The 12837-nt window shown below is 60.9% G+C and carries 24 protein-coding genes and 1 pseudogene; all 25 read right to left on the bottom strand.

Annotated features, from left to right (window positions below; translation table 11 throughout):
- Nucleotides 1-24 precede the first annotated feature (24 nt).
- Nucleotides 25-510 (bottom strand): VOC family protein, encoded by a 486-nt coding sequence (locus tag E4F25_RS08585; protein WP_140909736.1) that lies wholly within the window; start codon nt 508-510, stop codon nt 25-27.
- A gap of 90 nt (nt 511-600) precedes the next feature.
- Nucleotides 601-1152, bottom strand: coding sequence for a hypothetical protein (locus E4F25_RS08580; protein WP_140909735.1), 552 nt, complete (start codon nt 1150-1152; stop codon nt 601-603).
- Between the two features lie 26 nt (nt 1153-1178).
- A complete protein-coding gene (locus E4F25_RS08575; RefSeq protein ID WP_140909734.1) occupies nt 1179-1673 on the bottom strand; it encodes a TspO/MBR family protein in 495 nt (164 codons plus the stop codon).
- 9 nt (nt 1674-1682) lie between these two features.
- The gene (locus E4F25_RS11530) at nt 1683-2360 is read right to left on the bottom strand and encodes an energy transducer TonB (RefSeq protein WP_220433205.1); all 678 of its coding nucleotides are present in this window, start codon (nt 2358-2360) and stop codon (nt 1683-1685) included.
- A 16-nt stretch (nt 2361-2376) separates the two neighbouring features.
- Entirely contained in the window at nt 2377-2580 is a 204-nt protein-coding gene (locus E4F25_RS08565; protein ID WP_140909733.1) for a zinc ribbon domain-containing protein, read from the bottom strand.
- An 81-nt stretch (nt 2581-2661) separates the two neighbouring features.
- On the bottom strand, nt 2662-3006 hold the full coding sequence (locus E4F25_RS08560) for a hypothetical protein (RefSeq protein WP_140909732.1): 345 nt from the start codon (nt 3004-3006) through the stop codon (nt 2662-2664).
- 616 nt (nt 3007-3622) lie between these two features.
- Entirely contained in the window at nt 3623-4081 is a 459-nt protein-coding gene (locus E4F25_RS11525) for a hypothetical protein (protein WP_220433204.1), read from the bottom strand.
- Between the two features lie 124 nt (nt 4082-4205).
- Complete coding sequence (locus tag E4F25_RS08555; RefSeq protein ID WP_140909731.1) at nt 4206-4859, bottom strand: hypothetical protein; 654 nt, start codon at nt 4857-4859, stop codon at nt 4206-4208.
- Nucleotides 4860-5718: 859 nt separating this feature from the next.
- Nucleotides 5719-6021, bottom strand: a complete 303-nt coding sequence (locus E4F25_RS08550) for a putative quinol monooxygenase (protein WP_246069896.1) — start codon at nt 6019-6021, stop codon at nt 5719-5721.
- A gap of 27 nt (nt 6022-6048) precedes the next feature.
- Nucleotides 6049-6117, bottom strand: a pseudogene (locus E4F25_RS11660) (twin-arginine translocation signal domain-containing protein); the annotation flags it as partial.
- A 114-nt stretch (nt 6118-6231) separates the two neighbouring features.
- Nucleotides 6232-6531 (bottom strand): DUF1871 family protein, encoded by a 300-nt coding sequence (locus E4F25_RS08545; protein ID WP_140909729.1) that lies wholly within the window; start codon nt 6529-6531, stop codon nt 6232-6234.
- Between the two features lie 117 nt (nt 6532-6648).
- Entirely contained in the window at nt 6649-7032 is a 384-nt protein-coding gene (crcB, locus tag E4F25_RS08540) for a fluoride efflux transporter CrcB (protein ID WP_140909728.1), read from the bottom strand.
- A 125-nt stretch (nt 7033-7157) separates the two neighbouring features.
- Complete coding sequence (locus E4F25_RS08535; RefSeq protein WP_140909727.1) at nt 7158-7679, bottom strand: hypothetical protein; 522 nt, start codon at nt 7677-7679, stop codon at nt 7158-7160.
- Nucleotides 7680-7790: 111 nt separating this feature from the next.
- Entirely contained in the window at nt 7791-8057 is a 267-nt protein-coding gene (locus tag E4F25_RS08530) for a hypothetical protein (protein WP_220433203.1), read from the bottom strand.
- A 226-nt stretch (nt 8058-8283) separates the two neighbouring features.
- Nucleotides 8284-8685 (bottom strand): hypothetical protein, encoded by a 402-nt coding sequence (locus E4F25_RS08525; RefSeq protein ID WP_140909721.1) that lies wholly within the window; start codon nt 8683-8685, stop codon nt 8284-8286.
- Nucleotides 8686-8794: 109 nt separating this feature from the next.
- Nucleotides 8795-9127 (bottom strand): hypothetical protein, encoded by a 333-nt coding sequence (locus tag E4F25_RS08520; RefSeq protein ID WP_140909725.1) that lies wholly within the window; start codon nt 9125-9127, stop codon nt 8795-8797.
- A gap of 110 nt (nt 9128-9237) precedes the next feature.
- Complete coding sequence (locus tag E4F25_RS11620) at nt 9238-9459, bottom strand: GDCCVxC domain-containing (seleno)protein (RefSeq protein ID WP_140909724.1); 222 nt, start codon at nt 9457-9459, stop codon at nt 9238-9240.
- A complete protein-coding gene (merC, locus tag E4F25_RS08510) occupies nt 9441-9854 on the bottom strand; it encodes an organomercurial transporter MerC (protein WP_140909723.1) in 414 nt (137 codons plus the stop codon). Before merC ends, E4F25_RS11620 begins: the two co-directional genes overlap by 19 nt.
- A gap of 139 nt (nt 9855-9993) precedes the next feature.
- A complete protein-coding gene (locus E4F25_RS08505; RefSeq protein ID WP_140909722.1) occupies nt 9994-10239 on the bottom strand; it encodes a hypothetical protein in 246 nt (81 codons plus the stop codon).
- A gap of 120 nt (nt 10240-10359) precedes the next feature.
- On the bottom strand, nt 10360-10761 hold the full coding sequence (locus tag E4F25_RS08500) for a hypothetical protein (RefSeq protein ID WP_140909721.1): 402 nt from the start codon (nt 10759-10761) through the stop codon (nt 10360-10362).
- A gap of 193 nt (nt 10762-10954) precedes the next feature.
- Entirely contained in the window at nt 10955-11365 is a 411-nt protein-coding gene (locus E4F25_RS08495; protein ID WP_140909720.1) for a putative signal transducing protein, read from the bottom strand.
- 22 nt (nt 11366-11387) lie between these two features.
- A complete protein-coding gene (locus tag E4F25_RS08490) occupies nt 11388-11855 on the bottom strand; it encodes an RDD family protein (protein ID WP_140909719.1) in 468 nt (155 codons plus the stop codon).
- 10 nt (nt 11856-11865) lie between these two features.
- On the bottom strand, nt 11866-12225 hold the full coding sequence (locus E4F25_RS08485) for a DUF6404 family protein (protein WP_140909718.1): 360 nt from the start codon (nt 12223-12225) through the stop codon (nt 11866-11868).
- A 37-nt stretch (nt 12226-12262) separates the two neighbouring features.
- On the bottom strand, nt 12263-12559 hold the full coding sequence (locus E4F25_RS08480) for a TfoX/Sxy family protein (RefSeq protein WP_140909717.1): 297 nt from the start codon (nt 12557-12559) through the stop codon (nt 12263-12265).
- A gap of 13 nt (nt 12560-12572) precedes the next feature.
- On the bottom strand, nt 12573-12812 hold the full coding sequence (locus tag E4F25_RS08475) for a hexameric tyrosine-coordinated heme protein (protein WP_140909716.1): 240 nt from the start codon (nt 12810-12812) through the stop codon (nt 12573-12575).
- Nucleotides 12813-12837: the final 25 nt, after the last annotated feature.

Below are 12837 nucleotides of genomic sequence, written 5' to 3'. Positions count from 1 at the left end.
ACGATTATCGCAGGGCGCGTCGCGTCAGCCGCGGATGGCGGCCTCGATCGCGGCGACGTCGATCTTGCGCATCTCCATCATCGCCTCGAACGCCCGCCTGGCCGCGGCACGATCGCTGCCGGTAAAGGCCTCCATCAGCACCCGCGGCGTGATCTGCCAGGACACGCCCCACTTGTCCTTGCACCAGCCGCACGCGCTTTCCTCGCCGCCGTTGCCGACGATCGCGTTCCAGTAGCGGTCCGTCTCCGCCTGGTCCTCGGTACTCACCTGGAACGAGAACGCCTCGCTGTGCTTGAACGTCGGTCCGCCATTGAGGCCGACGCAGGGGATGCCCAGGACCGTGAAGTCCACCGTCAGCACCGCGCCTTCGGGACTCGACGGGTTGTCGGCCGGCGCCCGCGTCACGGCCCCGACGGACGAATCCGGGAAGGTCTCCGCGTAGAACCTGGCGGCCTCCTCGGCGTCGCCGTCGTACCAGAGACAGATCGTGTTCTTCGCTGGCTTGGCCATGACCGCCTCCTCGCGTCCCGTGTCGGCGCAGGCTACGGCCGGATCGGGTCCGGCCACAAGTACCGCGGGGTCGGAGGGCATTGGGGCCAATCAGGCGGACTGGAACTCCGCCGCGATCGCCGGCGAGAGCAGTCGCTTCGCAATCCAGCCGACAAGCATCGCGAAACCCAGCGAAACCAGCATGCTCACCGCCGCGAAAAAGTAGAAGAACACGGTCATGTCCGGGCTGCCCTCCGCGAACGCGGCATCGACCGACGCGAACTGCTCATGCGCGGCCAGCATCCCCCCCCGCTGCAACAGCAACCCGCCAAGGCACCACACGATCCCCAGGACCATCAAGCCGGCAACGGCCAAGCGTGCCCAGTTCCTGCGCCTGAGCAACCCGATGGACGACGCCAGGGTGACCGCGGACATGATCAGGGACACGACGAACAGCCACTCCAGGTGCTCGAACAGGAAGGCTGCGCCTGGCGGCATGTCCGAAGGCAGTGGACCCGTTTCCATGTCCATTCCGGCGGAGGGAAAGACCACGAAGACCAGGACGGTCTGCAGCAGCGTGATCAGCGTGGCGAACGCCGAGGCCACGATCAGGATCCACGCCACGACGGTGACGAAGGTGGAACGTTCGGTTGGCTGGTTCATGGAAGCTCTCCCCAAGGCGATGTTGTCTACCCCAGCATCTGCGGATTGAGCTGCCACACCGAGTAGTTGAGCGCGGCCGCGAAGCTCACCCAGAGCAGGTACGGCACCAACAGCGCGCCCGCTAGCGGCCTGATGCGCCAGAACGCCACCAGGGTGGCGACGATGAGAAGCCAGAGCACGATGATGTCCGCGAACGCCGCGCCGCCCAGGTGCCAGGCGAAAAACAGCCAGCTCCAGAGCGCGTTCACCGCAAGCTGCACCAGAAACAGCACGAGTGCAGTGCGCGCGCTCCGGAAGCCGCCCTCGCGCCAGACCAGCCAGGCCGCGACGCCCATCAACGCATACAGGACCGTCCAGACGGGACCGAACAGCGACTGCGGGGGCGCCCACTCCGGGCGCACGAGCTGCGCATAGAACGGGGCGGCCCGGATCGACGCGGCACCGCCGATGGCGGCAGCGACGAAGCTGGTCGCGAGCCAGCCAACGAATCCCAAGATCTGCTTCTGCCTGGATGGACGCATGGTCTGGCCTCACCGTCGACGGACGGCACTGTAGGTGCGAACGTACAGGCAATCCTTGGCGGTGACACCCGGCTCGAAGCGGGCCCGGCCCAGCAACTCGATGGTGATGGGGTCGAAGATCCCGCGGGTGCTGCCCTGGACGATGCGCGGATTGACCGCCTTGCCGGAGCCGTCCAGGTCGTAGCGGACGGTGACGAGCTCGCTGTATTCCCTGCCCCTGGCCTTGTCCGGAATGTCCCGTCCCGTCATACGACCGTCGGCGATCATGTGCTCCATGCAGGTCGCGACCGCCTCCGGCGGGGGCTGCTGGGCGTTGGCTGGGGCGCCCCATAGCGCCAAGCCGCCAATGGCGAACATCACCAGCCAGGCCCAGTGCTTGCCGCGGGTGAAGAGCAGCGGCAGGAGACCGGAAGCGATGAACGTGATCCCGACCACCTTCAACATGCCCGGGACCGTCAAGTCGCCGCGACCGGCATGCAGCAGCAGCGCGCCAAAGCCGAACCACGCAACCGTGGTGAGATGCCAGGCGAACCGGAGCGTTCGGATGGTGAACTGCGGACCACCGAAAAGATGCGGCAGGTCGTCGCGACGGAACAACCGGACCAGGATGTAGCGCTCGCCCAGAACCGAGTGCGCAACGCCCAGGGAGATCGCCAGGAGGCCTGCCACGTACAGGAGTGTCGCCATGTCGTCGGGCGCCCGGCTACGAGACCAGGAAGTCGAAGATCTTGGATCCGGCCCCGACGTTCGCGCGGTACAGCTCGGTGAACCCGCAGTTCTCGCAACTGACCGCGGTGAACCGGTTGGTGGAGATGTCGAACGCGGCCGACAGCAGCCCGCCTTCGGCTCGCATCTCCTTACGGCTGTACTCGGTACCGCCGCACTTCGCGCAGGTGAACGAGGTCATCCTTCTTCCTTGTGTGGATGGGTGTGCCGCAGAGGATGCCACGAGATCGAGCTGCAGCGATAACGGGCAATGCTGCTGCGACTACCCCACGTTGCCAACCCGGTATTGGTGCATGAGTACGAGCAAAAGCAGCCAGACCGAAAGCCCCAGGGCGAGCAACACGTCCGATTTGCGCAGCCCGCCGCGACTTTCCAGGGACTTGCCGGCGCGGTAGGCAATGAACAGGCACGCCAGCAGCATGAGAACGCCGACGGCCGCAGCAAGACCGAGGAGGACGTCCTCCGCCTCGTCGGGCCACGCGTTGTCCCCGTAGACGAACAGCCACAGCATGCCGGCTCCCGCACCGACTGTCAGCACCATGGCGATGCCCGTGAAGATGGCGCTGGGTAAGAGGAACAGGAGGGGGTATGTGTACCGGAATTTCAATGGCGATGGCTCCTTGTTCCGTCCTACGCCTGACGCGAGCCGAGATACGAAGCGGAAGGCCAAGTCCTGCTTCGACATCGAGAGTCAGAAGTCAGTTCAAGGTGTCCACTCAACCGAAGGAAGCTCCATTTCGGCTTGAACGCATTGTTAGGGGGCGGCTCGGTCTTCAGGAAGCACGTTAGAGACCATCACCGTGAGGCCATTGCCCGGCAGCAGGTACGCCCGGTATGTGAATTGCTTACCTTCACAAGCCTCAACCGTCCAATGCTCAACTACCGCATCTCCCTCGTCTCGAATGACCTTTACGGACAGTGGCCGTACGTACGGACAATTCGGCTGTTGTGCGTTGTGCCAACCGGCGACATCACGAGCTACGTTCGCGACCTGAGAGGCGCGCGCCGTTGTCCCGAGCGAACCGTAAGAGGTGGCAGGCGCCGAAGCGCACCCAGCCAGTGCTACTGCAAGGACCATGCAAGCAAGTCGTATCGGATGTAACCGCATTCCTTAGCCCCCTAACGCTCAAGTTAAGCCGAATTGCAGCGCGTAGGCGGCAACATGGCAAGCTCTTTCTGCCATGTTGACGGCGTAGCGATGCAATTTCGGCTTGAACGCAATGTTAGGCCGCCGCGTAGAGCGCCGGGCTCAAGTGGTAGGCGCAAAACACAAGAAACAAGACTGCCCCGGCAAGGAATAGCATTGATTGCCAGAAGTAAAGGCGTCGAGTCAATTGTCCGAGCGTGCGCTGCTGTTTGCGCAACTCCGGAACGTTGTCCTTGCGTTTTGGGTGTGCCCGATCCCGAGCGATTCTCGCAGTCACCGCGAAATCCCTAACGCGATTGAGCGAGTAAAGCACTGCTGCCCCCACCGAAAAGGCGTGACACGCAACCGTAAGGTGGAAAGCAACGGATGGCCAAAAGCCGATGAAAGCGTTAACGCCTGATAGTAAGGAAGTGACGTAGGCCAATGAGCCGCCGCTGAGCCCGAGCATGACAGAGGAAGCTGTCTGCCGCTGCTCAATGTAGCGGCCTTGCCACCGGACGAACGATTCATTTGTCTGGCGCGGTCGAATGTTCATAGGCCTAACGCTCAAGTTAAGCCGAATTGCAGCGCGTAGCTGGCGACATGGCAAGCTCTCTCTGCCATGTTGACGGCGTAGCGATGCAATTTCGGCTTGAACGCAATGTTAGACGGCCGGCGGGTCATGGCGTCACCGACATGTACTCTTCAACGGCAAACTCATATAGAAACTGCTCCGCCCCACTCGGAGATAGCTGCTCGCGCGCCTCCTCAAGGCGCTTCGCATACTCAGTAGTCTTCTGACACGCGGCGAAGCGCTCTCTCCGAAGGGCCTCGTATTGAGTGGCGCTTAGATCTTGCCGGGACAGAAGGCGACCTTGGGCGAGGTGCAACACCGTGTACCTCTCGTAAGTAGACCCATACCCCATATGCACGTAATTAACGATCTCGCCGCGCGGCACAATAAGCGTTCCGGAGAACCAATCGGCGAACACCTCAGGTTCTCCATTGAAGAGCTGAGGGAGAACGTTAACGGGGACGGCATCGACGTCCTCTTTGGAGTGCTCTGGCTTTAGCAGGACGTCAATCTTTGTCAGCAGGAGGCGGTCGTCTCTGATGCTCCAAGTGGCAACGTAGCCCCTCCAGTTGCTGGACCAGTGCTCCGCAGGCTCTGGTAATTTGATCCGCCCAGTGCGGATGAGTGACGCGAGTGGATTGGTCGCGAGACTGAGTTGCTCGCCGTCAAGTATTAGCTTGTCGGGGACTTGCGAAGTAGCAGATGCCGGAGTTGAAAGCGCTAGGAGGGCAGTGAGGAAACAGGCTTGTAGGAGCTTCATTTGCAGGCATGCCCTCTTTGGCCGTCTAACGCTCAAGTTAAGCCGCATCGTGCAGCGGGTTGGGGCAGGTGGCAAGCTCTACCTGCCGCCTGACCCGGCCCGCGGAACGATGTCGGCTTGAACGCATTGTTAGGCGCCGATCGATTGTGACCCGACTGCGTAGCTGATGAAGGAAAAGATGGACACCACGCCGATGTAGAGCGTTCCGATCATTGCGCCAACGGTGGCTGTTGAGGTGGCGGCGAGCGCGCCCTTAACTCTATCGGTGCCCGCGCGCTCAAGAGCCTCCCTTTGCCGCGAGGATACGATCCAGGCGCCTATGAAGAATGCTCCGAGTCGCCCAGCCCACAGCCTAGAAATGCCGGGTCGCCTTCCGTGAGGTCACGATAGACGTAGCGAAGAGCGTAGCCCCCATATGTGTCACCCGAGCGTTGATTCTGGAGAGGGACTCCAGCAGGAACGGAAACTTCCAAGGTGCTTGGATCCAACCACCTGAGGCCAATTCCATGGGCAATGGAATGAATGGCTACCACGTTACCGCCAGGATTGCCGGGCAGCGCCTCGCAGGAAACCAGGGCTTGCGTGACTTGCCCGCCGGAGCGGTAATCCGTTTGGTAGTACCTAGCCGAGCACTTGCCATTGGGAGGGCTCGCCACTGGCCCAGAGCAGGAGGCGTATTCCTCTCCTGGGCATCCGGTTAGCGAAACGGCAGTCAGCATTGCTAGGACCAGCGCTGCCTTTGTCACGTGTGGCACCTAACGCTCAAGTTAAGCCGCATCGTGCAGCGGGGTGGGGCAGGTGGCAAGCTTTACCTGCCGCCTGGCCCAGCCCGTGGAACGATGTCGGCTTGAACGCATTGTTAGGCGGCTCCAGCGAGACCGTGTCCGCCCACCGGTGAGGTCTCGGTATGCTGGTCAAAGCCTGCAATCAATGGCTTGCCCTGTGCAATGGCAGCTTGGACCGAAGCCAGCGACAACGAGGCTTTGTGGCTGGCCTGGCTGTCCCAGACCTCAGTGATCCAGATCGCGTCAGGGTCCGCAGGGTCTTGCGCGACGACATAACTCAGACACCCAGGCATTCCCGAGACACCGTCCAGAAGAATCGAGATCAGTGCGTCGCGCTGACCAGGAACTGCTCTCATCTTTCCGATCAAACCATACATCGTCGTTCCTCCAGATCGAGACGCGCTCGCGGGCATGGCGAGCGCCGCAATCCCGACCGCTGCAGCTGTAAGAAACTGTCGTCTACTGAGCGCCATGATGAGCCGCCTAACGCTCAAGTTAAGCCGACTCGTGTAGCGGAGGAAAGAACATGGCAAGCTCCTTCTGCCATGTTGTTTGCGTAGCGAAACGAGTTCGGCTTGAACGCAATGTTAGGCAGCAGGCAAGAGCTTTGCACGGCCCAACTCCAGAAAGATTTGCTTGGCAGGCCCCGAGCAGTCAGTTGGTGAGAACTTCTCATCCTGCCCAAACGAGGCCGCGAAGACATCTGAGATTGCTTTAGCCACGTCTGATGGGGTGTGGAAGCTTCGGGCCTTGGCGGTGATCTTGGCAATCTCTCCGTCGAGTTCGTCAGGAGGGGTGCCCTCTGCGAGGAGGCAGTACGGATCCCAGGCACGAATGATGCCGCCAATGATCTCAGTTGCCCTGTCGTAATCGCGACGATCGTTCATTGCTGCCTAACACCTAAGTTAAGCCGACCCGCGCAGTGGAGCGAACCACATGGCAAGCTCCTTCTGCCATGTGGGGCGCGTAACGAAGCGGGTTCGGCTTGAACGCATTGTTAGGCCTCATCGGGGGAATAGGGAGACAAGCTTAAGGCCCAGCCAGACCGCTGTGATGCCAAAAACCACGCTGCCGCCAGCGTACAGCGCAGCCGTGCCCAAGTCGCCGCGACGGATCAGGTACATCGCCTCCAAGCCAAACGCCGAGAAGGTGGTGAACCCGCCCAGAAAGCCCGTGAAGAGGAACAACCGCGTATCCGGACCGAAGACGTTGCACCGCTCCGCGATGCCAGCCAGAACGCCTACGATTAGGCAGCCAAGAACATTCACCGCAAAGGTGCCATGCGGGAAACGATCCTGGGCAGTCATGTGCAGGATGAAGCCGCCAAGTTTGTACCGGGCGATCGAACCGAAGAAACCGCCGAGACCGACTAGCAGGATGTTTTGCATGGAGGGTATGAGGCCTAACGCTCAAGTTAAGCCGAATTGCAGCGCGTAGCTGGCAACATGGCAAGCTTTTTCTGCCATGTTGACGGCGTAGCGATGCAATTTCGGCTTGAACACATTGTTAGATTTCACAGGTCGATCCCCTCAAGAAACCTGTGCTCGATATCGCGATTGAGTTTAAGTGCATGTCCTAGAACAACTAGCGCACTCTCGATCAACTCACGGTCCCGACTTGGATCCGATACGGCAAACTGAGGGAACTTGCCGCCATGAAACAGGTTGTTGCGGATGATCTGAATCTGGTCAAGCAACCACGGCAGGAGAGGGCCGCCAGAGAAGTGCTTTGGATCTGACCAATCAAGCACGCGATTCTCATGGATCTGCTTTCTGGGCGGCGCTTGCTTGATGTAGGAAATTGCATGTTGGAGCCGAGGATCATTGTTGCTTGAGAACTTGGCCGCATGGTCGTTGGCAAAGGATTTCCACGCAGCTTGAGCATCCTTACGGTCAGCGCGAACGTACTTCTGCCGCTTTAGCGCGTACTCGAAGCGAGAAAACATGAGAAAAAATTGCCAGGCCAGCTTTCGATCGGCACTGTCAGAGATACGACGTATCGCGTCTGGTACCAAGGGCGGCCCGAAATCTTCCATGTGAAATCTAACGCTCAAGTTAAGCCGAATTGCAGCGCGTAGCTGGCGACATGGCAAGCTTTTCCTGCCATGTTGACGGCGTAGCGATGCAATTTCGGCTTCAACGCAATGTTAGGCATGTGCGCCGTTGCTCAACGGAGCAAACGCCTCCGGAGTAGAGGCGAGCTTGAGCCCAAAGGCGTCAGCCAAGGCCTCATCTGTGGGGACTGCAGCGAAGTACAGCTGGTTTAGACGGTTCTCCGCTTCATCGGAATCGCCGGGAGCTTGCTGGAAGACACGAGCCGCGTCGGTAAGCCCAAAGAACTCAAAGCCTGCGACCGCCGCCAGGATTTCGGCCTGGCTCAAGGACTCTAGTGCGTGTGTCACGCCGCCGTTCATGGCGAGCCCATGCGCCAGAAGAACAGAGGCTAGGGCTTGGTCACCGACAGCTGGGGTCGCCCCGCCGGCACCTATGCAGGCCCGATTCCAGATTTGATCTTGGAGAGATAGGTTGGACATGCCTAACGCTCAAGTTAAGCCGAATTGGAGCGCGTAGCTGGCAACATGGCAAGCTGTACCTGCCATGTTGACGGCGTAGCGATCCAATTTCGGCTTGAACGCAATGTTAGGTGCCAGCCAGGTCATTGAGGCAGCGCTCTTTGGCAGGAAGAAGCTCAGGGTCACTGACCGACTCCAGCGCAGCGATCCGAAGCTTGCGCTCCTGGGCCTCGGCTGACGGATTGTCCACGTAGTCCGGACCCATGAAGGAAACCCCGAAACACGTGGATGAAGCTGCTTGGGCCCGCAGAAACCTCGCAGGCGACAGCCGAACGAAGCGGGAGGAAAGCTCGGCGAGTTCCTCGAGCCGCTCTCCAGGAGGGGTGTCCGCTGCCAAGGCCAAAACCTGCCTAAAAGCGTGCGCGTCACCGGCGAGAACCCGATCGGCTAAATCAGGGAAATAGAGATACCCGTTGGAGGTGGCGCAACCGCCGAGTGCAAGCACGAGGATTAGTGCGAACTTCTTCATGGCACCTAACGCTCAAGTTAAGCCGCATCGTGCAGCGGGGTGGGCCAGGTGGCAAGCTTTATTTGCCGCCTGGGCCAGCCTGCGGAACGATGTCGGCTTGAACGCACTGTTAGGGCGCTCCCGCCAGGAAGATCGAGAACGCCAACAGATAGGCGGGGATGGCGATAATGAGGCTGAGCCTGATGCGGCGAGCGTATCGCACGGCATTCGGATCGCTGAGTTGCTGGGGCACAGGCCCGAAAGCTGTGCGGACGATCAACAGGCTCACGTTCGGATCAGCGAGCCGCGGCATGCCGGCATAGAAGAAGCTGAGCGATCCCCTCCGATCTGCAAGATCTGGACGCTCCGCCAACAGAATTCGTCTGAACGCCACTAGTGCCTGGAAATAAAAGGGCGTGATTACCGCCCCAATCAAGACCAAGATGATTGCCACGATCTGCATAGCGGCCTAACGCTCAAGTTAAGCCGAATTGCAGCGCGTAGCCGGGCACATGGCAAGCTTTTTCTGCCATGTGGCTGGCGTAGCGATGCAATTTCGGCTTGAACGCAATGTTAGGTGCTGCCGATGCAACAGGAACTACCCTGCTGGATGGGCGGACACTTGACGGTGCCATAAGAACAGTACACGCAGCAATCACCCGGCAGGGGCTTGAGCAAGGCATGGCAAGCTTTGCACTCATAAAACCACTGGCATGCATTGGTGGGCATGGTTTCGCATGCACTGGCACCACACTCTGGACAAGTGATGATCGAATCTAGTTTTGGGGTGGACATTGGGCAGCTCGGGCGGGGCGCAAAAGATCCAGGACCGACATGGCGAGCATGAGGGCAATGCCCGCGTAGAACAGGTAAATGCTCCAGTCGTAGCTCCAGAAGAGGAGCAACGCTGATAGAACGGCGAGCGGCCCAAGAACTGAGAGCAGACCGCGTGCGAAGCGCCGGTGCCGATACCATGCCCATGCGTTCACTATGAGCGCCAGCAATGCCAGGGCGGGGAGCAACGTTCTGAACAAGAATCCCTCGTATTGCCCTAGAAAGCCAAGACCGAGTGCGGCACCAAGCGAGCCAAGAGCGGGAAAGCAGCCGGCACAGGACATGGCAGCAACGAGTGACCCCAAGCTGCTTGTTTTATCCAGTACACGTGTGACACTCATGATGCTTCCTTCCATTTAGCGAAATTGTTTCTGCGGCACCTAACGCTCAAGTTAAGCCGAATTGCAGCGCGTAGCCGGGCACATGGCAAGCTTTTTCTGCCGTGTGAACGGTGTAGCGATGCAATTTCGGCTTGAACGCAATGTTAGGCGGCACCTATTTTCCCCAACGCCAACGTGGTGGTTCACCCTTGAGCCAGCAGACGCCAACGAGGGCGAGTACCACGATCCAGGTATAGGCCAAGAAGTAGCCGATGTGAGTTTCTGGTGGGAAGATGAAGTATCCAGTGGCCAACAAGATGGCCGCGATGCCATACACCAGCCATCCCTGCCAGGCGATGGGCAAGCCCCAGCCCCATCCGAAGGTTTTGGCGGGGAACCAGTAATCGCTCTTCTCCGGCATGGGCCTCCCTTGCCACCTAACGCTCAAGTTAAGCCGAATTGGAGCGCGTAGCTGGCAACATGGCAAGCTGTACCTGCCATGTTGACGGCGTAGCGATCCAATTTCGGCTTGAACGCAATGTTAGGTGCCAGCCAGGTCATTGAGGCAGCGCTCTTTGGCAGGAAGAAGCTCAGGGTCACTGACCGACTCCAGCGCAGCGATCCGAAGCTTGCGCTCCTGGGCCTCGGCTGACGGATTGTCCACGTAGTCCGGACCCATGAAGGAAACCCCGAAACACGTGGATGAAGCTGCTTGGGCCCGCAGAAACCTCGCAGGCGACAGCCGAACGAAGCGGGAGGAAAGCTCGGCGAGTTCCTCGAGCCGCTCTCCAGGAGGGGTGTCCGCTGCCAAGGCCAAAACCTGCCTAAAAGCGTGCGCGTCACCGGCGAGAACCCGATCGGCTAAATCAGGGAAATAGAGATACCCGTTGGAGGTGGCGCAACCGCCGAGTGCAAGCACGAGGATTAGTGCGAACTTCTTCATGGCACCTAACTAACTAGTCGATTACAAAACGGGGTTTAGTCCTGCGGCATAGCACGCCGTAGGAGACGGTCGGAGCCTCGAATTTCCCTGACGCCACTGGCACTTCCCCCCATCCGTGCAGCCTAGATCCGTCACCTAATCCTGCCGCCTATTCCGCCGATCATAGCGCCGCCAACCGTCCCCAACCGCCCGGTCATGCCTCCCACCGGGCCCCGCAGTTGTCGCACACCATTTCGCTCTCACGGGTAGGGAACGTCGCGCCGAAGATGCCAAGCAGCCCCGCCAGAAGCCGCTGCCGCAAGGGCGCCACCTGGCGAACCGGGCCGGACCCACACTCGGGGCAGCAGCCTTCCTGCAATTCGGGTTCTTCCGGAAGGTCGGCTTCGAGTTCTCCTGCCCTGTACTCGGCGGCGATCCGTCGCGCTTGCGCCAGATGCTCCTCGGGCACCTGGACCGCCGTTCCACCCAACGCCAGTGCCGCTGGCCAGTCAATGATCGCGTGGTTGGCGAACGCGACGGTCGCGGGGATGCCGTCGGCGTTGAGCCGCGCGCAGACGATGTGCGCTTCCCAGGGATCGAGGAACCTTTCGACGGTCTGGAGCATTTGCCCTCGACCCGACGTCTTGTCAGCGCTCGAACCGGACCGGCTCGGGGCCGCGGTGCTGGGGCCTGATCACCACGGTGCCCGCCAGCTTGTCGTGCCAGCCCTGCTTACGCGGATCGAATGCCACCCAGATGATGCCCAGGAACAAGGGCAGGACCGCGACGAAGTAGGCCAGGTAGCGGCCTATCGCTTGACCAACGCTGATCGGGTTGCCGGTGCGCTCATCGACGACCCGGGCGGCGACGGCCATCTTCCCTGGCGTCGCCTGTTTGTAGAGCCAGAACAGGATCACGGCGATGGCGGGGAAGACCCAGGAGATCAGGAAATCCGCCGGCCCGGCGACGAGCTGCGTTGATGGCTCCGTGTAATAGCTCCACCCGTAGATGGCAATGAGCACCGGCCCCGTGATCACCAGGATGATGAGTGAATCGATGATCGCGGCACCGAATCGCGGCCAGAAGCCGACATACTCCAGCTGGTCGTCGTGCATTTCGAACCCCCTATGGTTGCGAGCCGACCCGCCCGGACAAGCCATGCTTCCGCGCCAACCGCCGGAAGTAGATCGCCATGCAGACACCGAAGAGCGCACCGGCCAGGACGGAGGCCGTGACCGCGATCCAAGTCGGGACCCCCTGCCGCGACCACGTGATCAACCACATCAGCAGCCCCCAGAAGACGCCGAAGAAGCCGCCCATCAGCAGCGTGATCTGCCCGAATCCCATGAACGGCGGCGGCGGGACCGCGAATCCCATCCGCCACAGCAGCTTCCACAGCGGCGGCGCCGCCGTGGAATCGGCGATGCCAAGCTCCGCCAACTGGCGTCGCATGGCTGCGACACGTTCGAAGTTCCCTTTCTCCACGTCATCCTCCCTGCGGCCTCCCCAGGCCGCATCCCGATCATAACGCCGCGTAGGTTGCCCGCAGCAATTCCCGCAATGCCTCGCCGTCGTCGAGGTCTTCCACCAGCAACCACGGCTTGGCCTCCGGATAAGGCGGCACGCCGGTCGGGTTCCCGCCGAGCAGCGCCCTGCCCGCTTCCGTGGGCTTCAGCAGGAGCTGGTCGTCGCAGATGAGCGCGACGATCTTGCCGTGCAGCCACAGGCCCCATTCGCCGAACAGGCGCTTGCAGGCGAGTTCGTCGCCGAGGTCGATCTGCTCGACGACGAACTGCACGAAGCCGGCATCCGAGGCCATGTGCGCGCCGGCCTTACTGCCGCCAGTAATTGTTGGCGGCGGCGATCGTCGCGAACTCGGTGGCGACGACTTGGGTGAGCTGCAGCAGCATGCCGGCGTCGTTGGCGTAGACCTCGCGCAACCTTTCACGCACGCCTGCGTCCTGCTGGGTGTTCTTGACCACCAGGCGGGCCATCTTGACCGCCAGCTGCCGCCCCTCTTCCGGGGTCGCGGTGATCAGGGAATTGCCTGGAACCAGGGTCACTGCGTCCATTCGCATCCTCCTCGAAGTGGACTAC

The sequence above is a fragment of the Cognatiluteimonas lumbrici genome (genome assembly GCF_006476065.1).
GTDB lineage: Bacteria > Pseudomonadota > Gammaproteobacteria > Xanthomonadales > Xanthomonadaceae > Cognatiluteimonas > Cognatiluteimonas lumbrici.
Note: the sequence above shows the minus strand (reverse complement) of the source record. Positions and strands in the feature narration are given on the sequence as shown.